This window comes from Salegentibacter tibetensis (assembly GCF_020164485.1).
GTDB lineage: Bacteria > Bacteroidota > Bacteroidia > Flavobacteriales > Flavobacteriaceae > Salegentibacter > Salegentibacter tibetensis.
The window spans coordinates 37,670-62,255 of sequence record NZ_JAIQZA010000008.1; the positions used below are offsets into that span (position 1 = coordinate 37,670).

Sequence of the window (24,586 nt, forward strand, 5' to 3'; positions counted from 1 at the left end):
GATTAATCCTGTTAATATGAAGAGACTATTATGTATTTTATTGGGAAGCATTACCTTTGCAAGCGCTCAAAACAATGCAGATTTGAAAAAAGAAATTTTACCGCCAAAAGCGAAGAAAATATCCAAAACCCTGGAATTTCACGGAGACGTGAGAATTGATAACTACTATTGGATGAACAACCGTGATAATCCGGAAGTGATTGATTATTTAAACCAGGAGAATGAGTATAACGAAAAAATGACTGCTCACACCAAAGATTTTCAGCAGCGGTTATTTGAGGAAATGAAAGGCCGAATTAAGGAAGACGACCAGTCGGTTCCCTATAAACTTAATGGTTACTGGTATTTAACCCGGTTTGAAACAGGAAAGGATTATCCAGTCTATTCCAGAAAAAAACGGGAACTTGAAGCTCCCGAAGAATTGCTTTTTGATGTAAATGACATGGCGAAAGGTTTCGAATATTATAGCCTTGGCGGATTAAATGTAAGCCCCGATAATAAAATGGTGGCTTTCGGAGTTGATACTTTAAGCCGGAGAAAATATACTATCCAGATAAAAGACCTGAAAACCGGTGAAATCTATCCTGATAAAATTGAAAATGCTACCGGTGGTTCTACTTGGGCTGCAGATAACAAAACACTTTTCTACACTAAAAAAGACGATCAGACACTACGTTCTTATAGAATCTACAAACACATTTTAGGGACGGATTCTGCTGAAGATGAATTGGTATTTGAAGAAGAAGATGAAACTTTTAATACCTACGTTTATAAATCGAAGTCCAAGGAATATATCATTATTGGAAGTCACAGTACCTTAACTACAGAATATCGGATTTTAAAAGCCGATAATCCTTCGGGTGAATTTAAGGTTTTCCAACCCAGAGAACGGGGTTTGGAGTACAGCATCGCACATTATGAAAGTGATTTTTATGTAATGACTAATAAAGATAAAGCGACCAACTTTAAACTGATGAAAACCCCGGTTGATAAAACAACCAAGGAAAACTGGGTAGACGTGATTCCACACCGGGAAGATTATTTGCTGGAAGATGTAGATATCTTTAAAAAGTACCTGGTTGTAAGCGAGCGCCACAATGGATTGAATAAAATAAAAGTGATGCGTTGGGATGATGCAGAAGAATATTACATCCCTTTTGATAATGAAACCTACACCGCATTTACTTCAATAAATCCTTCCTTTGATACCGATATTCTAAGGTTTACCTATAATTCCATGACCACGCCAACTTCGGTGGTAGATTTTAATATGGAAACCCGGGAAAAGACGGTTTTAAAAGAACAGGAGATTTTGGATAAAAATTTCAATAAAAGCAACTACCTGTCAGAAAGAATTTGGGCCACTGCAAAAGACGGGACTAAAATTCCGGTAAGTTTGGTTTATAAGAAGGGAACTATATTAGACGGGAATAGTCCGCTTTTACAATATGCCTACGGTTCTTATGGTTCAACAATAGACCCTTATTTTTCTACTGTAAGACTGAGTTTATTAGATCGCGGATTTATCTATGCCATAGCACACATTCGGGGCGGGGAATATCTGGGTCGTAACTGGTATGAAGACGGTAAGCTGTTCAATAAAATGAATACTTTTACTGATTATATAAATGTTTCAGAATATTTAATTGAAGAAAAATATACTTCCGCAGCTCATCTTTACGCGATGGGTGGCTCGGCTGGTGGATTGCTGATGGGAGCAGTTGTTAATATGGCTCCGCAACTTTATAATGGCGTTATTGCTGCAGTTCCTTTTGTAGATGTGGTGACCACAATGTTAGATGATAGCATCCCGTTAACTACGGGAGAATATGATGAATGGGGAAATCCGAATGAAAAGGATTATTACGAATATATGAAGCAGTATTCGCCCTATGATAATGTTGTGGAGCAAGATTATCCTAATATTTTGATAACCACCGGTTTACATGATTCTCAGGTTCAATACTGGGAACCGGCAAAATGGGTGGCCAAATTAAGGGAACTAAAATCAGATAATAATTTATTATTATTCCATACTAATATGGATGCAGGGCACGGTGGGGCTTCTGGACGTTTTGAAGCTTTAAAGGAAGTCGCTGAAGAATATGCGTTTTTATTGGATTTAGAGGGAATTGACCACTAATTAAAAAATTTGCCTTAAATTTGAATGGTTTTGCTGTTACGTTTTTTGACAGTAAAATGGCCGGGACAGGTTTTTGAGCTATTAATAGAAATATTTCGGCAATGTCAAAATATTTTTGGCTCAATAGATGAGCAAAATCTTTTAACTCAAATTTTGTAAAGAACTTCGATTTATGAAAGAAGATTTGCAAGTATATGATAACGTATTGCAACTTATAGGCAATACGCCTTTGATACAACTTAACAAAATAACCCAGGAATTTAAAGGGGAATTCTTCGCTAAAGTAGAAGCCTTTAATCCGGGACACTCCGCTAAAGACCGTATTGCACTTTATATTATTGAAGAAGCTGAAAGGAAAGGAATTCTGAAACCGGGAAGCACTATTATTGAAACTACGTCTGGTAATACCGGTTTTAGTATTGCAATGGTGAGTGTTATAAAAGGTTATGAGTGTATCCTTGCCGTTAGTTCTAAAGCTTCCAACGATAAGATTGATATGTTAAAAACAATGGGGGCTAAGGTATATGTTTGTCCGGCCCACGTTGCAGCAGATGATTCAAGATCTTATTACCAGGTAGCTAAAAGGCTGCATTCAGAGATTAAAGGTTCGGTTTATATTAATCAATATTTTAATGAGTTGAACATTGATGCTCATTTTAGCTCTACAGGTCCTGAAATCTGGAAGCAAACCGAAGGAAAAATAACTCACCTAATCGCTTGTAGTGGTACCGGTGGAACAATTTCTGGAACAGCAAGATATTTGAAGCAACAAAATCCTGATTTAAAAGTTATTGGTATAGATGCTTACGGTTCTGTTTTAAAGAAATATCATGAGACTAAAGAATTTGATTCCGGGGAGATTTATCCCTATAGAATAGAAGGATTGGGAAAAAATCTTATTCCATCGGCCACAGATTTTGAAATTATAGACCGTTTTATTAAAGTTAGTGACGAAGATAGTGCTCACACTGCAAGAGAACTTTCAAAAACCGAAGGTTTGTTTGTAGGTTACACCAGTGGTGCTGCTACTCAGGGTCTAAAACAACTTGCGGAAGAAGGGGAGTTTGATGAAGATAGTAAAGTGGTAGTGATTTTTCCAGACCACGGCTCTCGGTATATGGGAAAAGTCTTTAGTGATGCCTGGATGGAAGAACAGGGCTTTTTTGATACTAAAAATGAAATTGAGGCACAGCCTATAGAATTTATAAAATAATAAGTATTTTGAAATTTATTCAAACATAAAATTTACAAAAGCATCCCCGCAGGATGCTTTTCTTTTATTTGGATTTGTAGAAAAAATAACATTGTTAAATTGAGCCAATTTTAAGTATTTTTGCGCTCGACTAAAAAATGATCGATGAGGGATTTATTTGATAAAATATATAAAGATAAAGGACCACTAGGAAAATGGGCAGAGCAAGCAGAAGGATATTTTGTATTTCCGAAGCTTGAAGGGCCAATTTCCAACCGAATGAAGTTTAGAGGCAAGGAAGTGATCACCTGGAGTATCAACGACTACCTGGGTCTTGCCAATCATCCAGAAGTAAGAAAAGTAGATGCTGAAGCCGCTGCAGAATACGGTTCGGCATACCCAATGGGTGCCAGGATGATGAGCGGGCACACCCAGCTTCATGAAAAACTTCAGGACGAACTGGCTTCTTTTGTTCATAAACAATCGGCCTACCTACTTAATTTTGGTTACCAGGGAATGGTTTCTACCATTGATGCTTTGGTTTCTAAAGCAGATGTTATTGTATATGATGCAGATGCACACGCCTGTATAATTGACGGAGTGAGATTGCATTTAGGTCAGCGTTTTACATATAAACACAATGATCTTGAAAGTATAGAAAAAAACCTGCAACGCGCTACTAAGATTGCAGAGCAAACCGGAGGAGGAATTTTATTGATATCTGAAGGTGTTTTTGGAATGCGTGGCGAACAGGGAAGATTAAAAGAGATTGTTGAACTGAAGCAAAAATATAATTTCAGACTTTTTGTAGATGATGCCCACGGATTTGGAACGCTTGGTAAAACAGGAGCCGGAGCAGGTGAGGAGCAGGGTATCCAGGATGAAATTGATGTTTATTTCGCCACTTTCGCCAAATCTCTGGCAAGTACCGGTGCATTTATTGCAGCCGACAAAGAAATTATAGATTACCTGAAATATAATTTACGCTCACAAATGTTCGCAAAATCATTACAGATGCAATTGGTGGTTGGTGCATTAAAACGTTTGGAAATGTTAAGAACTATGCCAGAGCTTAAAGAAAAGTTATGGGAGAATGTTAACGCGCTTCAAAATGGGCTTAAAGAAAACGGATTTGACATTGGGACTACTCAAAGTTGTGTGACCCCTGTTTACTTAAAAGGAAGTATTCCGGAAGCTATGGCTTTGGTGAAGGATCTTAGGGAAAACCACGGAGTTTTCTGTTCCATAGTAGTTTATCCGGTAATTCCAAAAGGACTTATTTTATTGAGAATGATTCCTACTGCATCGCATACCATTCAGGATATCGAAGAAACCCTAGTTGCTTTTTCAGCAATTAGAGAGCGTTTAGAAAACGGAACTTATAAAAGATTATCTGCTTCAGTTTCTGCTGCAATGGCGAGTAAAGAGTAGAATCTGTTTATAGAATTAAAAATTACAAAAGCCGTTTAGAAGTTGATCTTCAATACGCGTCAAACTGAATTTATTTCAGCTTCTAAGTTTAATTGAAACTAGATTCTGAAACAAGTTCAGAATGACGTCGGTTAGAAAGAAGAACTTCTAAACGGCTTTTCTATTTCTTGATTTTAGAATATTAGGTCAAAAATTATTCACCTGATCCATTTCCTTCTTCATTTTCTTTATAAAACCCGGTTTCTTCTATTTTTTCGCTACGTTTATTGCGATCTCCTTCGTAAGTGTCTTCAATATATTCATCATCATCGTGAAAATCGAAACGATAAGAAACTCCTGCGGCTACCTGCCAGCGAGAAGGAGTGTCTTTAAAATTAACCAGGCCGGAAATATCCAACTGAAAATCTTTAGATAACAAATAAGCCGCCCCACCACGCAAAAGCTCATCGGCATAAAGATCACTTATGTAAGTTTGGAACTCCCCGAATACAGCAAATTTAGGACTTATGGCGTGAGTAAGAGTAAATATACCCGCGTATGAAGGAAATTCTTCTGTAAACTTATCGGCTATAAAATTCATTACTAAAACCCAGCGTCCCCAATTATGTTGGGTGATAAACGCAGCCTTCGGACTTATTATCGATTCGTCTTCAAACATATAAGGATTTTCCCACCAGCTAAAATTAGCACCGGCATAAACAGAAACTGCAGGAATCAAACTACGGAAATCTGGTCTCTGGTTAGCTTTCCAACTGTAAAGATTTACCTTTCTTTCTTTAACACTTACACCGGGATCAAAAAGCAAAAATTTTGCACCTATTGTGTTCGTCTTAAAGTTAGTGGCTCTAAACTCATCGGCGCCGTTACCCACGGGAACAGATGTCACCTGGTCTTGAAAAGAGCCAAAGAAATTAAGTTCCAGGATTTCGGTTAAAAATCCATAACGTAAACCATAACTTGCTCCGAGGATATCGGTGTTGCTGTTAAATAATACATGATTATCGTTACCCATATAACCTCCTGCTTCCAGTTGCAATACGTTTTTACCCACTGCATAAGCACCTTGAGATTCTCCCGGTCTATTGGAGTTAATGGTCTCAGTATATTGTGCGTTTACGCTAAAAATTCCGAAGAAAATAAAAGCGAAGCCTACTTTTAAATAGTGCATATTAGATTGGTTTGTTACTTTCAAAGATAGCAGATTTATTATTTTTTTAGGAGCTGAAAGCTGCTATTCTCAAGGCTTATTTTTATTTTTGCAGAAAGTCCTTAAAATGTTAGAAGCTTCTTTTTCCGATGTATTACAAACGATTCTAATCATTCTATTAGTATATTTTGCATTTAAATTACTAATTAAATGGTTTGGGCCGCTTATTCTTAAATATTTCCTGCGGAAAATGGGAAAACGTTTTGAACAGCAATTCAGGCAACAACAAGGTCCTGCATCTCAGAAAAAAGAAGGAAAAGTAAGTATTGACAAAAAGCCGAAAGGTGGCAGGAAATCTAATAAAAACGTTGGAGAATATATAGATTACGAGGAAATTGATTAATTTCGGGATCAATTTTTTATATTGAAAAGGGAAGAAGCTGCCCATTCAATTTAACAGAAAGTGATCTAAAAAATTTCAGATGGCCAATCTTAAAAAGTTTCTACCGCATCTTCTCGTTTTGGTAGGCTTCGTAATAGTTTCTTTATTTTATTTTAGTCCTGTTCTTGAAGGGAAAAAGATTTTCCAAAGCGATATTGTTCAGTATATCGGGATGGCCAAAGAGCAGAATGATTATCGTGACCAAACCGGGGAAGAACCTTATTGGACCGATTCAGCATTTGGAGGAATGCCCACTTTTCAATTAGGCGCTTATTATCCGCATAACTACGTCAAAAAGCTTGATTCTGTTCTTCGGTTTTTACCAAGACCTGCAGATTATTTATTTCTATATTTTATAGGTTTTTATATTTTATTACTCTGTTTAAAGCTCGACTTTAGATTAGCGTTCTTAGGCGCGCTGGCTTTCGGGTTTTCTACTTATCTTATCATTATCCTTGGGGTCGGGCATAATGCCAAGGCGCACGCTATAGCTTATATGCCTATGGTTTTAGGCGGAATAATTCTCACTTTCAGGCAAAAATATCTTTGGGGATTTTTGCTTTTATCTTTGGGCATGGCACTACAAATAGGTGCAAACCACTTCCAAATGACTTACTATTTGCTTCTGCTGGTAATTGTTCTGGGAATTGCTTATTTAGTTGATGCCTACCGTAAACAAATACTTCCAAAATTTTTCAAAGCTTTAGGAGTAATGGTGGTGGCCGTTGTATTGGCTATTGGAGCCAATGCTACCAATTTACTCGCCACCCAGGAATATACCGCTCACAGTACCCGTGGCGACACCGGCTTAACCATTTCGCCGGATGGATCTGATAAACCTGCGGCTGGTTTAACTTTTGATTATATCACCGAATACAGCTACGGAATAATGGAATCTTTGAACCTTTTCGCTCCCAGGTTTATGGGTGGTTCTAATGCTGAAGATATTGGGGAAGATTCAGAAATATATGATACGCTTATAAAACTAGGCGCTTCCCCGGTTCAGGCGGCTAATTTCACTGAAAATGCACCCACTTATTGGGGAGATCAGCCTTATGTGGGAGCTCCGGCTTATATTGGCGCTACGGTTCTATTTCTCTTTATTTTTGCGCTTTACCTGGTTCGTGGAAGATTAAAATGGTGGATCGTTGGTGGAAGTATTTTAGCTTTAGTACTTTCCTGGGGTAAGAACTTCGGATTTTTCACTGAATTTTTTATCGATTATGTTCCGCTATACAGTAAGTTCAGGGCGGTTTCTTCAATACAGGTAATTATAGAATTATGCGTTCCGGTTTTAGCGGTTTTCGGACTTTATAAATTATTTGATCCTAAGATGCAGAAAGAAGCAAAAGTGCATGCTTTAAAATGGTCTGGGATTATCGTAGGAGGAATTGGAATTGCTTTACTACTTTTTCGTTCCGTTATTTTTGATTTCAGTGGGGCGGGAGATTCGGTATTAATTCAGCAAATGGGAGCCGATTTTGTAAGAGCCCTTAAAGAGGATAGAAAAGCTCTTTATACCGAAGACCTTATTCGTTCGCTTATTTTTTCAGCTTTAACTGCAGCCGCACTTTGGTTGTATATAGAAAAGAAAATCACGCAAAACTGGTTAGTACCCGCTTTAGCGCTTCTAATTTTATTTGACCTTATTCCGGTAGATAAACGCTACGTAAATAACGATGATTTTGTAAATGCCCGCCAGATGGATCGCCCGTTTCAGCCTAATGAAGCCGATCAACAGATTTTACAGGACGATGCACATTATCGCGTTTTTGATGTTTCCGGCAGCCCTTTTAATACCGGGAGAACTTCCTATTTTCACAATGCTATAGGCGGTTATCATGCTGCTAAGCCCGGGCGTATGCAGGATCTTTACGATTTCTATATTTCTCAAAACAATATGGAAATTCTAAATATGCTGAATGCAAAATATTTTATAGTTCCTTCTGAAAGTGGCCAGCCGCAAGCCCAGCAAAACCCGAATGCTTTTGGAAATGCCTGGTTTGTTAATAATATTACGTGGGTTGAATCTGCCAACGAGGAGATTTTAAATTTAGACGAAGTTGACCTTCAAAATACAGCGATAATTAATTCGGAATTTAAGAATGAAGTGTCTGAAGATTTTAATGCTACCGGAAATGCAGAAATCCTATTGTACAGCTATCAGCCTAACGAGTTGGTTTATAAAACCAATGCCTCGGCACCACAATTTGCAGTGTTTTCTGAAATGTATTATCAACCGGGCTGGCAAGCCTATGTAGACGGGGAAAAAGCAGATCACGTTCGCGCAAATTACGTGTTGCGTGCTATGAATATTCCTAGTGGCGAACATACCGTAACTTTTAAATTTGAACCCGAAGTGGTTAATACCGGGAGCAGTATTGCCCTGGCGAGCTCCATAATTCTGGTTTTGATTATTTTAGGTGGATTTTATTACAAATCCCGTAAGAAGGAATAGACTCTTAAATGGAGAAGGTACTCATCATAACTTATTACTGGCCTCCGGCTGGAGGTCCCGGCGTGCAGCGCTGGCTTAAGTTTGTAAAGTACCTGCGCGATTTTGGGATTGAACCTGTAGTTTATATTCCCGAAAATCCTAATTATCCTATGCTGGATAAATCTTTTGTGAATGAAATTCCGCAGGGAATTACTATTCTGAAGAAACCTATTTTTGAGCCTTATCAACTAGCCGGGATATTTGCTAAAAATCAAACCAAAACCATTAGTAAAGGAATTATTGCTGCTGAAAAAAATCAGTCGCTCTTACAGAAAAGCCTGCTTTTTATTCGCGGTAATTTATTTATTCCTGATGCGAGAAAATTCTGGATTAAACCTTCTGTGAAATTCCTGAAAAATTACCTGGAAGAAGAAGGTATCAAGAAAATAATCACCACCGGCCCGCCACATAGTTTGCATCTCATTGGTTTAAAATTGAAGCAGGAACTCGATTTAAAGTGGATAGCCGATTTTAGGGATCCCTGGACGCAAATTGGATACCATAGAAAATTAAAACTTACAGAGGCCAGTAAACAGAAGCACGAAAACCTGGAGCGGGAAGTTTTAAATTCAGCCGATCAAATTATCACGACCAGTTTTACCACGAAAGCTGAATTTTCAGAAAAAACCAGTAAATCCATAAACGTAATCACTAATGGATTTGATGGGATTGAAAATTTAGAGGAAAATATTGAATTAGATAATAAATTCAGCATTTCTCATATTGGATCTTTACTTTCAGAAAGAAATCCGGAAAACTTATGGTTGGCCATAGCGGAACTTGTACAAGATAATTCAGACTTCGCTGGAGATCTAGAATTAAAATTAGCAGGAACCATAAGCGAAGAAGTAATTGCATCAATCAAATCGGTTGGGTTAGGGGAGAAGCTTCAATTACTTGGGTATATAGATCATAAGCAAGCAATTGCCCTTCAGCAAAAAAGCAGGTTATTATTATTGATTGAAATTGACAGCGAAGAAACCCGCGGAATTATTCCGGGAAAATTATTTGAGTATTTAATGGCCAAAAGACCAATTTTAGCCATTGGACCCGAAAAGTGGGATGTTGAGCAAATTTTGAAAGAAACCGGTGCAGGAGAATATTTTCAGTATTTAGAGAAAAAACAGCTTAAGAGCATAATTTTAGCCAACTATGGTTATTATAAAAACAGGGAGAGTAATTTTGTAAAGGGAGATATTCAGCAATATCACCGAAAAAACCTGACTAAAAAACTAGCAAATTTGCTAAAGACCGTATAAAATATGGGAGTGATAATCAAGCAATCTTTAAAAAACCTAATTACTACCTATTTTGGTTTTGCGATTGGCGCGATTAACACCTTATTTCTTTTCACTTATTTTCTCGAACAGAAATATTATGGGCTGGTTACATTTTTACTTTCTGCGGCGAGTTTGCTTTGGCCGTTTATGGCTTTTGGAGTCCATAATACACTTATAAAATTCTTTACTTTTTATAAAAGCAAACAGGAAAAAGACAGGCTTTTAAATTTAGTTCTGTTTCTACCGCTAATAGTTTCAATGGTTTTAGGAATAGTCGTGACTTTCGGTTATTCATTCCTTGTAAATTATTTTACGGAAGGAAACGGGCTCGTACGACCCTATATATGGTTGATCTTTTTAATAGCTTTTGCCACTTCTTATTTTGAGATATTTTTCGCCTGGTCTAAACTCTTTTATAAAAGTGTTTTTGGGAATTTTATGAAAGAGGTTTTTCATAGATTCTGCATTAGTTTATTGTTGCTGGCGGTTTATTTTAACTGGATTACAGTTCATCAATTTATTTACTGTATAGCCGGTGTTTTTTTACTTCGACTTGTCGCGATGAAGATCTACGCGTTTTCGCTTTATTTACCCCGTTTGGATTTTAAGTTTCCAGATAATTTATCACCCGTTTTAAAGTATACCTCGCTCATTCTTATTGCAGGTTCGGTAGCGACTGCTTTACTGGATTTAGATAAAGTGATGATAGAATATTTTATGCCCATAGAAAACGTAGCTATCTACGGAATTGCAATCTATATCGCTACGGTTATTTCGGTGCCGCAAAAGGCAATGCACCAAATTACTAACCCAATGACGGCTGAATTTCTAAATACCAAAAACAAAAACAGCCTGGAGGAGCTATATAAAAAGAGTTCTTTAAACTTATTGATTGTAAGTCTGCTGATTTTTATTCTGATTCTTACCAACGTAAAACAGCTCTATGAACTTATCCCTGATGAATATGAATTAAGCATTCTGGTAGTTTTATTGATCTCGCTGGTGAAGCTTTATGATAATCTTCTGGGGAACAATAACAGTATTCTTTTTAATTCAGATTATTACCGTATTGTTTTGCTTATTGGCGTTTTACTTGTTGTAGTAGCATTTATTTTAAATCTGATATTTATTCCCCGCTTCGGAATAGAGGGAGCAGCCATTGCCAGTTTTATCGCTTTTTTTATCTATAATTCGGCTAAAATCTGGTTGGTGCATAAGAAGTTTAATTTTCTTCCATTTACTTCAAAAACCTGGCTGGTTCTTTTTATAGGACTTATTTTTTCCTTTGGTTTTTATTTTTGGGACTTTAGTTTTCATCCAATATTGAATATTGCTCTTAAATCTATTTTAATAGGAATAAGCTATGTTGGCTTAGCTTATTTCCTGAAATTCTCTTCGGAAGTAAATAAAATAATCAATAAAGTTTTAGGGATAAGAACCTCCTAAAAACGGGAAACCCCCGAAACACTTTCGTGTCTCAAGGGGTTTCCAACTAACCAACCAAAAAATTAAATTATGAATTCTTTATTATCTGTTATTCACATTTCGTGCCGAACTTCTTCCTCGTGAAGAAGAATTTGATGTTCTGCCCGAAGATCTTGTATTAGTACTACTTTTTACCGCTCTGGTATTATTACTTCTACTACTTCTACCTGTGGCCTGAGTTCTCCTTTGGGTAGGAGCGGTTCTGGCTTTACTGGTTTGTCTCGCAGGAGTACTTTTTACAGTTCTGCTATTTCTTGCAGTTGAATTCACTTTTGTGTTAGAAGATCTACTGCTGCTTCTCACTGCAGTGTTTCTGGTGTTACCTGTTGTTCTGGCCTCAGTTCTAGTTCGGCTAGTTCTGGCTTTTACAGCATCATTATTATTTACACCTCTTGATGATCTAACCGCTTTTCCTCGAGAATTAGTTCTGCTATTTCTTTCTGAAATAACGGTTCTGCTTCTATCTGCAGTAGCTTTAGATCTTTGAGAATTAGCATTGCTTCTCACATTATTCGTGTTGGAAGCCACCCGACCTTCGTCTCCTCTAATATCTTTTATATCGCGTCTTTCAGAAGTTCTTCTTCCTTTATTATAAGACACCGCTGTTTGATTTGGCCTGTAAAAATTTTGATTTACGTTATTAGAATAATGATTATTATAATAATTTACGTGTTGTACATAAGTAATCCTGTTTGGCTGATAATAAGCCCTGTAAGGCTGACCAAAAACAATGCTTACACCGCTTCGGGGTCTCACGTAATAATCGTGCCACGGCCTGTATACATACCTGTTGTTATAATGGTTTATAAATCCGTTATAATTGGTGATTCGGTTAAAACGATTGTACTGAATATATAAACCTCCAACCCGTGCAATACGTCCGCGACGGTTATAATCTATAAATACATCACCGGCTCTAATAATTCTTCCGTAGTAGTCATAGAAAACCGGAACACTTTCAATTTGAATTACTGCTCCATAATCATCATATTGTACATAGGCATCGTAATTCCTCCCAGCGTTATAACTAATATTCATGTTTGGAGTAGAAATATTCACAGCACTGTTTCCTCTAAATTCGGGATTATAATAAAAGTCAAACTCTCCGTTAGGATAAACGGCAAACTCAACACCGTTTTCAACGAAAATAAAGGCATCGTTGTAGGCATTACGGGAAAAAGCTTCAGAAGTTGCCGTAGCCGATATACCAATAAATAAAAAGCTGAATAAAATGGCGATATTTTTCATGGTTTGCGTTTTAGTAATGTTAGGGATTCTAAATTGGAATCAATACATGAAATGCAAACCGTGTGCCAAAATAGAAAACCTCTAAAAAAAGCTCGATTTTAGAGGTTTTATTTTTATAAATAGAGGTTTTATTAAATAATATGCAATAAAAATGAATTATTACTTAGATTAATTCATTGAAAATGAATTGCTATAATTTATCTTTCAAATATTTTGCGGTAAAAGATTTTTTGGATTTAACGAGCTCTTCGGGGGTACCGTGGGCTACGATATTTCCACCCTTCTCACCACCGCCCGGACCAATGTCAATAATATAATCGGCGCATTTTACTAAATCCATATTGTGTTCTATCACTACTACGCTATGTCCTTTTTCAATAAGCGCATTAAAGGATTTTAGTAATTTTTTGATATCGTGAAAATGGAGTCCGGTGGTAGGTTCATCAAAAATAAATAATGCTTTTTCTTTGGTAGCACCTTTTACAAGGAACGAAGCCAGTTTTATTCGCTGTGCTTCTCCACCAGATAGGGTAGAGGAGCTTTGCCCTAATTGCACATAACCTAACCCAACATCCTGTAAAGGTTTTAATTTTCTAACGATCTTGTCAAGCTTATTTTCTGAGAAAAAGCTGGTCGCGTCGTCTATGGTCATGTTTAACACATCATCTATGTTCTTGCCGTCAAACTGAACTTCCAGTACATCTTTTTGAAAACGCTTTCCGTTACAGGCTTCACATTCAAGATGGACATCAGCCATAAACTGCATCTCGATAGTTACTTCGCCTTCACCTTTACAAGTTTCGCAGCGCCCACCTTCAACATTAAAAGAAAAATGTTTTGGTTTAAAACCGCGAATATTCGATAATTTTTGATCAGAAAACAGGTTTCTAATATCGTCGTAGGCCTTGATATAAGTTACAGGATTGGATCGGGAAGACCGGCCAATAGGATTTTGATCTATATATTCTACACTTCCTAAATTTTTAAAATCGCCTTCGATATCTGTATATTGTCCGGCTTTTTCGCCATAACCTCCAATTTTCTTCTGAACAGCGGGATAGAGTATTTTCTTCACTAAAGTACTTTTCCCACTACCTGAAACCCCGGTTATGGCGGTAAAGGTTTTAAGCGGAATAATAACATCTATATTCTGAAGATTATTTTCCCGCGCTCCCAGAATCCTTATTTCTCCTGAAGCTTTTCTGCGCTCTTTAGGAACCGGAATTTCCTCCTTTCCATTTAAATATTGCGCGGTGAGGGAATTGGATTTTAATATTTCCTTTAGTGTTCCCGTGGCTACAACTTCACCACCGTGAGTTCCCGCCTCGGGGCCAATATCAATAATTTCATCGGCGGCATTCATAATATCTTCATCGTGTTCTACCACAATCACGGTATTCCCAATATCCCGAAGATTTTTAAGTACGCCAATTAAACGCTCTGTATCACGCGGATGCAATCCAATGGATGGTTCATCTAAAATATACATTGAACCCACCAGACTGCTCCCTAACGAAGTAGCCAGGTTAATTCGCTGCGACTCTCCACCGGAGAGGGTGTTGGACTTTCGGTTTAAAGTGAGATAATCTAAACCTACTTCTGATAAAAATTTGAGTCGGTTATTGATTTCAATAAGGAGACGTTTTGCAATTTGTTGATCGTATTCGTTTAATTTTAAGTCGGCGAAAAATTCCCTCACTTTATCCAAAGGTTTTCCAACCAGGTCAGTAATGCTATGGCCGTCAATTTTCACATATTCTGCTTCAGGGCGTAATCTCTTGCCTTTACAGGTGGTGCAGCGTGTTTTACCGCGGTAACGGGAAAGCATCACCCTATTCTGAATTTTATAAGCTTTACTTTCTAAAAACTGGAAAAAATCATTTAATCCTTCAAAATACTCGTTTCCATTCCAAACCAAATCTTTTTGTTCGTCTGTAAGCTTGAACCAGGGTTTATGAATAGGGAAATCGAATTTATGTGAATTATTCACCAATTGATTTCGATACCAGCTCATACTGTCTCCACGCCAGGGAAAAACCGCGTTTTCATAAATAGAAAGTCCGGTATTTGGGATTACGAGATCTTCGTCAATTCCAATTACATCACCGTATCCTTCACATTTAGGGCAGGCACCATATGGATTATTAAAGCTAAAGAGATGCACATTTGGTTCCAGGAAGCTTATGCCGTCTAAGTCAAATTTATTGCTGAAATGCCTCTTTTTGCCCGATTTTAAATTTTCAATATAAAGTTCTCCTTTTCCTTCAAAAAAAGCTGCATCGGTTGCATCAGCCAGTCTGTTATAAAAGTCTTCTTCATCTTTAGTGATAATTCTATCTACCACCAATAAAGTATCTTTCGTTTTAATCTTTTCAAGATCGGCTTCGTCTATCCTAAGTACTTCATCTTTTACCTTGATTCGGCTATAACCTTGTTGGGCCAGCACTTTTATTTTTTCTGAAAGCGTTCTGCCTTCTTCAATATGAATTGGCGCCAGCAATAATAATTTTTCTCTTTCGTCAAAAGATTTCACGTGATCTATCACATCGGCCACGCGATCGCGTTTTACTTCGTTACCTGAAACAGGGGAGTAAGTTCTTCCAATTCGGGCAAAAAGCAATTTGAAGTAATCGTAAATCTCGGTAGAAGTTCCCACGGTGGAGCGCGGATTGGTAGAATTTACTTTTTGCTCAATGGCTATGGCGGGAGCAATTCCCTTTATATAGTCCACTTTCGGCTTATTTAATCGGCCTAAAAACTGGCGGGCGTAAGAAGAAAGGCTTTCTACATAACGGCGCTGGCCTTCAGCATACAGTGTATCAAATGCTAAACTGGATTTTCCGGAACCCGAAAGGCCGGTAATTACCACCAACTTATTCCTGGGGATAACTACATTTATATTTTTAAGATTGTGCAGTTTTGCACCTTTTATAATTATATTCTCCTTGGGATTTACCTCGGCAACGTCAATATTCATGCTCATTTTTCTAGTTCAAGAATGCAAAGGTACTCAATAAGCAGCAGTGTAAAAAGCCCTGAAAATCCTATTGTAATGTTAAAAAATTAAAATTTTGTTTGCAATTGTCAAATTTATCTTGCTATATTTGAGCATTCATATTTATTAAAAACACTAGCCTATAGCATAAAGTTACTTTTAGAAACTAAATAACCTAATCTCGGGAACCCCAACCCTCCTGAACAAAAGTAACTGATATGAATAACGTTGAAATCACTGACGCCGTTCTTGTGCATGAATACATGCAAGGAAATGAAATTGCATTAAGCAAGCTAATTAACAGGCACCAACACCGAATTTACAGTTTTATTTTCTCTAAAGTTTTTGATCGCGATGTCGCTGAAGATATTTTTCAGGACACCTTTATTAAAGTGATCAATACCCTTAAACGTGGTAAATATAACGAAGAAGGTAAATTTCTCCCCTGGGTGATGCGTATTGCACATAACCTGGTAATAGATCATTTTAGAAGAAATAAACGTATGCCTAAATTTGACAACAGTGGCGACTTTAATATTTTTTCGGTTTTGAGTGATTCTGATTTAAACATAGAAACTCAAATCATTAAAGATCAGATTGAAAATGATGTAAAGGAACTTATTAAAGAGTTACCTGAAGATCAGTTAGAAGTTCTTACCATGAGAATCTATAAAGATATGAGCTTCAAAGAAATTTCTGAACGCACCGGCGTAAGTATAAACACTGCTTTAGGCAGAATGCGTTATGCGTTAATAAATCTTCGTAAAATTATCGAAAAGCATAATCTGGTTTTAACAAATTAATCTATAATATTCCTCAAAAGATTGCGTTAGTATAAGAAACCAACGCAAAATATTATCTGATGAGGAAACTTTACACTAAAAAACTATCTAAAAAAGATCAGTTGAAAGATTTAGGGCCCAGAAAAGAGACGGTACAGTTTCTTTTAAATTATTCCAAAGCCTTAAGAGTGGTGGAAACCCGGGGAATTAAATTCGGTACCATTCTTAACTAGTATTTATCAAAGAGGCTGTCTGAGAATTTATTAAGAACATCATCCTGAATTTATTTCAGGATCTAATATATTAATATTCAAAACATGTTATAAGCTGAAACAAGTTCAGCTTGACGAAAACAGATCTTTTCAGACAGCCCTTTTGTTTTAATGAGTGATTATTATTTTTTCTTCTTATAATAATCGCTTATTACTGTTTTTCTTCCAATTTCTTTGGTAATTATATCCTTTTCAAGGTCCCAGCCTCTGGCGGGGGAATATTGCCGCCCATACCAAATAATCTGTAAATGAAGTTTGTTCCAGAGATCTTTTGGGAATAAACGCTTTGCATCTTTTTCGGTTTGCGTTACATTTTTTCCGTTGCTTAAATTCCAGCGATACATTAAACGATGAATATGGGTGTCTACCGGAAAAGCAGGTACATTAAATGCCTGAGCCATTACTACACTTGCAGTTTTATGGCCAACCGCCGGTAATGCTTCCAGAGCTTCAAAACTGGCAGGAACTGCTCCTTTATATTTTTCCAGTAAAATTTCAGATAAACCGTGGATTCCTTTAGATTTCATGGGAGATAGACCAACCGGTTTAATGATTTCCCTGATTTCTTCTATTGAAAGTTTTACCATGTCCTTTGGGTTATCGGCTATTTCAAAAAGATTGGGGGTGATCTGGTTTACCTTTACATCGGTACTTTGAGCTGAAAGTAAAACGGCTATCAATAAAGTATAAGGATCTTTATGATCTAAAGGAATGGGAATTTCAGGATAAATATCGTTTAAGGTATCAATTACGAACTGTACCTTTTCTTGTTTGGTCATATTGTTTAAATTTACTCAATAAGTGAGATTAAGAATTTCGACCGTAATGTCGAAAAATTAAAAATTAAATTTTTTATGCCTCCGGTTAAAGCCTGAAGGTTAATTATTGCAAAAATAAGAATTATGACAACATTAGAAGCGGGTGACAAAGCCCCGGAATTTTCAGTAAAAGATCAGGATGGAAATACAGTAAAATTATCAGATTTTAAAGGCAAAAAACTGGTATTGTTTTTTTATCCGAAAGCCAGCACACCGGGTTGCACAGCCGAAGCCTGTAACCTTAGGGATAACTGGGAGCGTTTTCAGGAAAAAGGTTATGCTATTTTAGGGGTTAGTGCCGATACACAAAAAAAGCAAAGCAATTTTAAAAATAAATACGAATTCCCTTTTCCGCTATTAGCCGATGAAGATAAAGAGGTAATCCAGGCTTATGGAGTGTGGGGTCCTAAGAAATTTATGGGAAAAGAATATGACGGGATTCACAGAACCACTTTTATTATCGACGAAGATGGTAAAATTGAAGAAGTGATCAAAAAGGTGAAAACCAAGGAACATACTGCTCAAATCCTTTCTGAATAGAACAGGATTTTAATGTAAAAAGAGTTTGTCTATCGGCTAAAAACCCAGGCAAGCTCTTTTTATTTTTATCAATTTAATCCTTTAAAATTGCTTTTTGAATAGTGGCTGTACTATCGCAATTTTCAATTTGAAGCTCAAGGACAGCTGAGTTAACTTTGTTGGTAACCAGGTAAATATTACAGGGTTCTTTATCGGTACTGCTTCGGCTAAAATCTACATCCCCATTTTCCAAACTTTTAGAAACCAGGGCGGTGTCTAATTTATTATTTTCAAAATAGCTAAAAGCTTCCGGGGAAAATATGCGCTCTTTTATCCTGATATTCTTTAAAACCCTTGCATCGGGCGAGTAATCACAGGAAGTTTTTTTTCCTCCTAGAAAGAAAAGTAAAAGTACAATTCCGAAGAACAGCCCCACCGAGAAATATCCAATTCTATGAATTAGTTTCATTTATATAATATTGAGGAAGCAAATCTGGTTAAAATTGACCTAGAAAATGAGCAAATTAATGTCCCGATAAGAAAGATCAAACCAATCGGCTATAGATTTGTTGGTTAAAATTCCGTGGTAAAAGTACAAACCATTTCGCAAACCTTTATCAAATCTTAGCGTGTTTTCGAGTCCGCCTTCTTCTGCAATATGCAAAAGATAAGGTGTGAAAATGTTACTGATTGAAAGTGAGGAAGAACGAGCGTAACGGGATGGAATATTTGGAACACAATAATGTAAAACATTGTGTTTAGTAAATATAGGTTTATCGTGTGTAGTAATCTCGCTGGTTTCTATGCAACCGCCCATATCTATACTGACATCTATAATAACCGCACCGCGTTTCATACTAGTCACCATATCTTCAGTAATAAGGACCGGGGAGCGATTTTTACCGCGAACCGCACCAATTAAAACATCGCAACGTTTAATTGCTTTGGTAAGGTTTTTAGGCTGAATAGTAGATGTATAAAATGTCTGATTAAGATTTGTTTGAATATTTCTAAGCCGGGTAAGCGAACTGTCAAAAACCTTAATACTTGCACCCAGGCCTAATGAAGCCCTTGCGGCAAATTCACCAACAGTTCCTGCGCCAAGAATCACCACTTCTACAGGTGGAACGCCACTAATATTTCCAAACATTAAACCATTACCGTTTACGTTATTGCTCATAATTTCTGAAGCAATTAAAACGGAAGCAGTCCCGGCAATTTCACTCAGGGCTCTTACAATAGGATAACTACCATCATCGTCTCTCATAAATTCAAAACCGAGAGCTGTTATTCTTTTTGACGCTAATTTCTGAAAATATTCCTTGCACTGTGTTTTAAGCTGAAGCGCCGAAATTAAAATTGTTTGTGGGTTTATCAAATCCAGCTCTTCTAAAGAAGGCGGTTCCATTTTTAGAATAGTAGGACAGGAGAAGACCTTTTTTGTGTCTTTGGTTATTTCGGCACCGGCATTGGAATAATCCTTATCGTTAAACCGGGCCCATTTCCCGGCTCCAGATTCTATCATTACCCGATGGCCGTGTGCGGTAATCGCTGCAACAGCATCGGGACTTAAACAAATTCGTTTTTCCTGGTAAGATGTTTCTTTAGGAATACCAATAAATAATTGTCCCTTGTTTTTGAAGATTTCCAGGGTTTCTTCCTGCGGAATTAATTGCTCTTTGGTAAAAGGCGAAACCTGTTTGCCCATATTTAATTGCTAAAACTTTAGAAAAGGTAAAATACAACTATTTTTAAAAATAGCGATATGTTTATTAAAGTCGGGTGTAGTATTCTTCCTGGGCTGGTTCCCAGTATTCGTCTTCCTCCTGGAAAGATCTTACTTCCCGGCGATCGCTTTCAGATATAGGGGAAAAGACAGAAACATCGGTTTCATCAATTTCACTCAGGTCTATACCGTAAATCCTGTCGAAAATTTTTATTCTTATCAGATAAACCAAAGAAAGTATTACAATGAAAAAGGGAGCTAAATAAATTAATTGGTTCGTATCTAAAACATTTGACTCGATATACACATCATCATAGAATGTGGCAAGAATCTGAAAGACATACATCGTTATCGGAACCAAAATAACGTGATACCACCAATGTTTGCAGGTGAAGAACCAGATAAAGAGTAAAAAAAGAGGTGTTAATTTACCAAGATATGTCCAGGCAGCGGTCATTACATTTTCATAATACCTACTCTCGTAAGTAAAAAAAGAAGTTTCCCAAACGGGACCGCTTGGGAAAATTTCATATAAATAAAATAAATATGGTGAAAATGCTATCGATATTCCTATAAGACTACCCGTGAGTAGGAATTTTGATCGTAGATTTTTCGACAGCTTGCTCTTTGATTGGCTCATTATTTGTATCGTTATCTGTAGTTGAAGTTACAAAAAAACTTGCTCCAAAAATTGCTGCTGAGAAAAGTATTGCTTTAAGTTTCATAATAATATAGTTTAGATGGTTGTTTCGTTTTGTTTACTGAAGCAAACCTATAAAATTATAAAACACTATAAATTAATACATTAATCGTACTTTTGCGCCTTTTTTTAAGCAAAAAAATAGTTTTTTTTTAACAGTTATTACTTTACACTGCTAAAAATTTATTGGTTAAAAATATAAAATTATTCTTTATTTCTAGGTCTATCTTTAATACTGTTTACTAAAACCTGCAAAATCACTAACACGGCATTCTAATACGAAAAAGCAAAGCTTTTAGATTTCATTAACATAACTTTAACATCCTCGTGTTTTCGTTTTCCGTAGAAATTTCAATTTTCTGAAAATTTTCCTCCAGGAAATCCTGTATTTTTTGTGGCCATTCTATTAAAATCCATCCGGGAGAATTAAAATATTCTTCAATTCCTATATCCAGGGCTTCATTTGGGTCTTCCAGTCTGTAAAAATCAAAATGATATATTGGTTCCCGGGGAGTGTGATATTCATTAACCAATGAAAATGTTGGGCTGGAAACTTTATCTTCACTTCCTAAAGCTTTAACCAAAGCTTTTATTAGGGTAGTTTTACCAGCACCCATCTCGCCGTAAAATAATAGGACATTACTTTTAGCGTGTTCAATAACATATTGTACAGCCTCATCAATTTGGGCTAAATTGTAGGTAACGGGCATATAGGTAATAGATTTTTGGCACAACAAAGATAGGGAATAATTTAATATTCCCTATAAGCACCTATAAATCAACTTATAAATACTTTATTTTGGCTTCATGATCACAAATGGAATAACCATTTCTTCCAAGGAAACACCACCGTGTTGGTAGGTATTTCGATAGTAACTTACGTAATGGTTATAGTTATTAGGGTAAGCGAAGAAAAGATCTCCTTTTGCAAAAATAAAGGAGCTGCTCATATTAATACTTGGAAGATGAATGCTTTTGGGATTTGTAGCTTCCAGCACATCTTTCTTTTCATAAGTAAGACTTTTCCCTGTTTTATACCTAAGATTTAAGCTGGTGTTTTTATCTCCAATAACTTTAGAAGGATTTTTAGCATTGATAGTTCCGTGGTCTGTAGTGAGGATCAATTTAAATCCAAGTTGACGGGCCTGCTGAATAATATCCAGTAAGGGTGAATTCTTAAACCAGCTATAGGTTAATGATCGATAAGACTTATCGTTAGAAGCCAGTTCTTTAATCACTTCCATCTCTGTCTTGGAGTGGGAGAGCATATCTACAAAATTGTAAACTACCACGGTAAGGTCGTTATCTTTTTGTGTTTTAAAGTTTTCGGCCAGTTTTCGGCCGGCTTTCAAGCTGGTAATTTTATGATATTCGTGCTTAAAGTTTTTTCCCAGTCTCTTTAATTGTTCGTTTAAAAACTCAGCTTCATGATTGTTTTTTCCACCTTCCTCGGTGTCGTTTTTCCAGTATTGTGGAAATAACTTTTCCATCTCACTAGGCATCAATCCGGAGAACATAGCATTACGTGCATATTGTGTTGCAGTAGGTAAAATACTGTAATAAGGTTCTTCTTTTTCCTTCTTATAATAGGTAGAAATTACCGGTTCTAAAGCTTTCCACTGGTCGTATCTTAAATTGTCTACTACCACAAGTAGGCTAGGTTGTTCCTTGTTTATTTCGGGAACAATTTTTTCTTTAAAGATAGTATGAGACATAATAGGCGCATCCGCACCTTTTTCAAACCATGACGGATAATTCTTATCTATAAACTTACAAAACTGCGTATTGGCTTCGTTCTTTTGAGATTCGAGGATCTCGAACATCCCGCTGTCTTCCAGGCCTTCGAGTTGAAGTTCCCAATAAATTAATTTTTGGTAAAGTTCGGCCCATTCTTCAAAAGTATTTACCTGGCTAAGATCCATTGCAATCTTCCTAAATTCCTGCTGGTAATTTGAAGTTGTTTTTTCAGAAATAAGTCGGGAATGGTCTAAATTCTTTTTAATACTTAGGAGAATCTGGTTTGGATTAACAGGTTTTATAAGGTAGTCGGCTATTTTAGAACCAATAGCTTCTTCCATAATATATTCTTCCTCACTTTTAGTGATCATCACAATAGGAAGGTTTTCTCTTTTTTCTTTTATTTCAGCAAGGGTCTCCAAACCGGTAAGTCCCGGCATATTTTCATCAAGAAAAACAATATCAAAACTTTCTTCTTCTATCTGCTCTAATGCTTCAGTTCCACTTTGGCTGGTAGTCACTTCGTAATCTTTAGATTCCAGAAACAAAATATGCGGTTTCAGCAAATCTATTTCGTCATCTACCCAAAGTATTTTTATCTTATTCATATCTTATATTTTTACTCATTAAATGAGATTCGATTCCTCTATGTTTGTTTCGACTTTAATAATCGTTTTTTATTTAATCCCTTATTGAGGGTTTAACCCGCCTGAATGAAATTTATTTCGGGCAGGTTCCCCGCGGCTTGCCTCGAAATTATAAAAAAAGTTTTCCCAATTCCTACCTTGTGGACTTGCCCCGAGGTTCTTGATTAATTAATGTTTTCTTCCTAAGTTATTGGGAAATTCCGGTTTTTTATAACTTAATTATTGCTTTTTCAACTTCCAAAGCCTATATATGTATCTTTGTTCTAAATTAATACGTTACAAAGCTTGACTTCTACTAATAAACTCAAAATATTAAACGATCCAATTTACGGATTTATTACCATCCCAAGTGAGCGAATCTTCAGTATTATTGAGCATCCTTACTTTCAACGCCTGCGCCGAATTTCGCAAATGGGAATGTCTTATATGGTTTACCCTGGCGCACATCATACCCGGTTTCATCATGCCATAGGTTGTGTACATTTAATGCAGAAGGCAGTGCAGATACTTCGGCATAAAGGAGTTATAATTTCTGCAACCGAAGAAGAGGCGCTGCAAATTGCCATTTTATTGCACGATGTTGGCCACGGACCTTTTTCTCATGCGATGGAGCATAGTATTGTTGAAGGCGTTGATCACGAAAGTATTTCTTTGCTTTTTATGGAAGAAATGAACCGTGACTTTAACCAAAGTTTAACGCTGGCTCTCCAGATTTTCCGGGGAACTTATAAGCGAAGATTTTTAAATCAGTTAATCTCTAGTCAGCTGGATATGGACCGCTTAGACTATTTAAAACGCGATAGTTTTTATACCGGTGCTGCTGAAGGAAATATAAATAGTGAACGTCTAATCACAATGCTTAATGTGGTTAATGACGATTTGGTAATTGAAGAGAAGGGAATTTATTCAGTAGAAAAATTTTTAGTTGCCAGAAGGCTGATGTACTGGCAGGTTTACTTACATAAAACCAGCCTTGTAGCCGAGCAACTTTTAATAAGGGTTTTAAAACGCGCTAAAGAACTTGTTGAAAAAGGTGAAACATTAAGTGCCAGTAAAGCGCTTTCTTATTTTCTCTATAATAAAATAGGACCGGAGAATTTTTCTTCGGAAACCTTATCTGTTTTTGCCCGCTTAGACGATTATGATATTATTTCAGCAATGAAGGAGTGGCAGGATCACGATGATTTTGTGTTGAGTAATTTGTGTAATATGATTATAAACAGGGAGCTATTAAAAGTTAAGATCAAGAAGAAAAAACCATCTTTGGAAAAACTCGAAAAACGCAGAATGGCCCTTCAGGAGAAAGAAAATATTTCAGCAGAAGAAGCCGGTTATTTTGTTTTTAGCGGTGAAGTAACCAACACTGCTTATAAAAGTGAAAATAATAATATTAATATTTTACATAAAAACGGAAAGATTAGCGATGTGGCTAAAGCATCAGATCAATTGAATTTAAAAGCGCTTTCAAAAACCGTGGTTAAGTATTATATGTGCTATCCAAAGGCCAAACATTAACGCTTTTTTT

General features: G+C 36.6%; 21 protein-coding genes. 11 read left to right on the forward strand and 10 right to left on the reverse strand.

The genetic code is table 11. The features are described 5' to 3' along the window. Positions 1 to 16 precede the first annotated feature (16 nt). The 3 genes from LB467_RS05815 (at position 17) to LB467_RS05825 (ending at position 4,766) form a co-directional block, all read left to right on the forward strand. A complete protein-coding gene (locus LB467_RS05815) occupies positions 17 to 2,143 on the forward strand; it encodes a S9 family peptidase (RefSeq protein ID WP_224473087.1) in 2,127 nt (708 codons plus the stop codon). Positions 2,144 to 2,315: 172 nt separating this feature from the next. Next, positions 2,316 to 3,356, forward strand: coding sequence for a PLP-dependent cysteine synthase family protein (locus LB467_RS05820; RefSeq protein ID WP_224473088.1), 1,041 nt, complete (start codon positions 2,316 to 2,318; stop codon positions 3,354 to 3,356). Positions 3,357 to 3,500: 144 nt separating this feature from the next. Continuing rightward, entirely contained in the window at positions 3,501 to 4,766 is a 1,266-nt protein-coding gene (locus tag LB467_RS05825) for an aminotransferase class I/II-fold pyridoxal phosphate-dependent enzyme (protein ID WP_224473089.1), read from the forward strand. A gap of 193 nt (positions 4,767 to 4,959) precedes the next feature. Here the strand turns inward: LB467_RS05825 and LB467_RS05830 are convergent, their stop codons facing one another. Further along, on the reverse strand, positions 4,960 to 5,934 hold the full coding sequence (locus LB467_RS05830; RefSeq protein ID WP_224473090.1) for a transporter: 975 nt from the start codon (positions 5,932 to 5,934) through the stop codon (positions 4,960 to 4,962). Between the two features lie 106 nt (positions 5,935 to 6,040). On the opposite strand from LB467_RS05830, the gene LB467_RS05835 reads away from it, so the two are divergent. The 4 genes from LB467_RS05835 to LB467_RS05850 all read left to right on the forward strand — a co-directional run bounded on the left by LB467_RS05835 (position 6,041) and on the right by LB467_RS05850 (position 11,578). Next, complete coding sequence (locus LB467_RS05835) at positions 6,041 to 6,316, forward strand: DUF4834 domain-containing protein (RefSeq protein WP_224473091.1); 276 nt, start codon at positions 6,041 to 6,043, stop codon at positions 6,314 to 6,316. A gap of 79 nt (positions 6,317 to 6,395) precedes the next feature. Beyond that, on the forward strand, positions 6,396 to 8,813 hold the full coding sequence (locus LB467_RS05840) for a YfhO family protein (RefSeq protein WP_224473092.1): 2,418 nt from the start codon (positions 6,396 to 6,398) through the stop codon (positions 8,811 to 8,813). 8 nt (positions 8,814 to 8,821) lie between these two features. Beyond that, positions 8,822 to 10,111 carry a glycosyltransferase family 4 protein gene (locus LB467_RS05845; RefSeq protein WP_224473093.1) on the forward strand — a complete coding sequence of 430 codons (1,290 nt, stop codon included), beginning with the start codon at positions 8,822 to 8,824 and terminating at the stop codon, positions 10,109 to 10,111. Positions 10,112 to 10,114: 3 nt separating this feature from the next. After that, a complete protein-coding gene (locus LB467_RS05850; RefSeq protein WP_224473094.1) occupies positions 10,115 to 11,578 on the forward strand; it encodes a polysaccharide biosynthesis C-terminal domain-containing protein in 1,464 nt (487 codons plus the stop codon). A gap of 81 nt (positions 11,579 to 11,659) precedes the next feature. On the opposite strand, the gene LB467_RS05855 is transcribed toward LB467_RS05850, so the two are convergent. Both LB467_RS05855 and uvrA read right to left on the reverse strand, forming a co-directional pair. Further along, positions 11,660 to 12,865 carry a hypothetical protein gene (locus LB467_RS05855; RefSeq protein ID WP_224473095.1) on the reverse strand — a complete coding sequence of 402 codons (1,206 nt, stop codon included), beginning with the start codon at positions 12,863 to 12,865 and terminating at the stop codon, positions 11,660 to 11,662. A 190-nt stretch (positions 12,866 to 13,055) separates the two neighbouring features. Beyond that, positions 13,056 to 15,842 carry an excinuclease ABC subunit UvrA gene (uvrA, locus tag LB467_RS05860; RefSeq protein WP_224473178.1) on the reverse strand — a complete coding sequence of 929 codons (2,787 nt, stop codon included), beginning with the start codon at positions 15,840 to 15,842 and terminating at the stop codon, positions 13,056 to 13,058. A 236-nt stretch (positions 15,843 to 16,078) separates the two neighbouring features. On the opposite strand from uvrA, the gene LB467_RS05865 reads away from it, so the two are divergent. Continuing rightward, positions 16,079 to 16,663, forward strand: coding sequence for an RNA polymerase sigma factor (locus LB467_RS05865; RefSeq protein ID WP_224473096.1), 585 nt, complete (start codon positions 16,079 to 16,081; stop codon positions 16,661 to 16,663). Positions 16,664 to 16,722: 59 nt separating this feature from the next. Further along, a complete protein-coding gene (locus LB467_RS05870) occupies positions 16,723 to 16,875 on the forward strand; it encodes a hypothetical protein (RefSeq protein ID WP_224473097.1) in 153 nt (50 codons plus the stop codon). Between the two features lie 161 nt (positions 16,876 to 17,036). Here LB467_RS05870 and LB467_RS05875 read toward each other — a convergent pair whose 3' ends face one another. Next, positions 17,037 to 17,693, reverse strand: coding sequence for an endonuclease III domain-containing protein (locus tag LB467_RS05875; RefSeq protein ID WP_224473098.1), 657 nt, complete (start codon positions 17,691 to 17,693; stop codon positions 17,037 to 17,039). Between the two features lie 123 nt (positions 17,694 to 17,816). Here LB467_RS05875 and bcp point away from each other — a divergent pair, with 123 nt between their 5' ends. Next, positions 17,817 to 18,272 (forward strand): thioredoxin-dependent thiol peroxidase, encoded by a 456-nt coding sequence (bcp, locus tag LB467_RS05880; protein WP_224473099.1) that lies wholly within the window; start codon positions 17,817 to 17,819, stop codon positions 18,270 to 18,272. A 73-nt stretch (positions 18,273 to 18,345) separates the two neighbouring features. Here bcp and LB467_RS05885 read toward each other — a convergent pair whose 3' ends face one another. From LB467_RS05885 to porX, 6 genes are all read right to left on the reverse strand, one after another. Further along, positions 18,346 to 18,720 carry a hypothetical protein gene (locus LB467_RS05885; protein ID WP_224473100.1) on the reverse strand — a complete coding sequence of 125 codons (375 nt, stop codon included), beginning with the start codon at positions 18,718 to 18,720 and terminating at the stop codon, positions 18,346 to 18,348. A 39-nt stretch (positions 18,721 to 18,759) separates the two neighbouring features. After that, positions 18,760 to 19,959, reverse strand: a complete 1,200-nt coding sequence (locus LB467_RS05890; protein ID WP_224473101.1) for an alanine dehydrogenase — start codon at positions 19,957 to 19,959, stop codon at positions 18,760 to 18,762. 64 nt (positions 19,960 to 20,023) lie between these two features. Beyond that, positions 20,024 to 20,434: a hypothetical protein gene (locus tag LB467_RS05895; RefSeq protein ID WP_224473102.1), complete on the reverse strand. Its 411-nt coding sequence runs from the start codon at positions 20,432 to 20,434 to the stop codon at positions 20,024 to 20,026. 121 nt (positions 20,435 to 20,555) lie between these two features. Further along, positions 20,556 to 20,702, reverse strand: a complete 147-nt coding sequence (locus LB467_RS05900) for a hypothetical protein (RefSeq protein WP_224473103.1) — start codon at positions 20,700 to 20,702, stop codon at positions 20,556 to 20,558. Between the two features lie 280 nt (positions 20,703 to 20,982). Beyond that, entirely contained in the window at positions 20,983 to 21,387 is a 405-nt protein-coding gene (tsaE, locus tag LB467_RS05905; RefSeq protein WP_224473104.1) for a tRNA (adenosine(37)-N6)-threonylcarbamoyltransferase complex ATPase subunit type 1 TsaE, read from the reverse strand. Positions 21,388 to 21,471: 84 nt separating this feature from the next. Next, the gene (gene porX / locus LB467_RS05910; RefSeq protein ID WP_224473105.1) at positions 21,472 to 23,022 is read right to left on the reverse strand and encodes a T9SS response regulator signal transducer PorX; all 1,551 of its coding nucleotides are present in this window, start codon (positions 23,020 to 23,022) and stop codon (positions 21,472 to 21,474) included. A gap of 324 nt (positions 23,023 to 23,346) precedes the next feature. Here porX and LB467_RS05915 point away from each other — a divergent pair, with 324 nt between their 5' ends. Further along, entirely contained in the window at positions 23,347 to 24,576 is a 1,230-nt protein-coding gene (locus tag LB467_RS05915) for an HD domain-containing protein (protein ID WP_224473106.1), read from the forward strand. Positions 24,577 to 24,586: the final 10 nt, after the last annotated feature.